We start from the raw sequence: 729 nt of genomic DNA, 5'->3' as shown, positions 1-729 counted from the left end.
CAGTTACGGCAGCAGTCAGACATAACATTACTAATATAGAAATCATTACAGCTACGGTTCTGTTAAAAGCAGCAATCGCGGCTGATAATGCTATTGAACCTACTAATGTTATAGCTATAATTAAAACTCCAGCCGATGCTCCATTAAAAGCTGCTGTACTTTTGATTCCAGTTAAAAATAAAACAGTTATAGTTCCAATTACAATAAATAAGGGTACACCAGTTTCCAATCCTTGACAAAACGTAGTCAAGAAGAAAATAACCAATAAAATAGAAGTGCTTACACCTGTGATTAGATTATCTAAGTTAGAACTTTGAGCTATTAGTGTTACAAGATAATTAGCTATGTATGAAAAAAATCCTAATATTCCCAAAAATAACAATGAGCAAACAGGTAAGTATATAACCCAAAGATTTTGTATGCCTGCTTTAGCATGATAGAAGTTTGCGTCTTTAAGAATTGCCCCACTAAAATCGCAAGAACGAATATCTGCAAAACTAAAGTTTGCTCCTACAAGGTTTTTACCTTTAAATGAACGACCTGTGAGATTCTTGTGAGAATAATCTAGGAGCATGACTACGTTACGAAAAGCAGGATTTACCTTGAATTTGTTTTGATTATCGGCTTGTACGGACTGTAACACAGGAATTTTTACTTGATATGGCGATATTTACAGAGAGCGCCCACAGTAAAATATACCGCACTTAGCCAAAAAGTCTGCACCTGTAA

Annotated in this window: 1 protein-coding gene; it reads right to left on the bottom strand. The window is 34.8% G+C overall.

Translation table 11 applies throughout. The features are described 5' to 3' along the window. Positions 1–643, bottom strand: a 643-nt coding sequence (locus G1O98_RS38490; protein WP_163939720.1) for a pentapeptide repeat-containing protein, incomplete at its 3' end; no start/stop codon positions are given. Positions 644–729: the final 86 nt, after the last annotated feature.

The organism is Nostoc sp. UIC 10630, assembly GCF_010747425.1.
Lineage (GTDB): Bacteria > Cyanobacteriota > Cyanobacteriia > Cyanobacteriales > Nostocaceae > Nostoc.
This window is presented reverse-complemented; position numbering and strand designations above follow the sequence as displayed.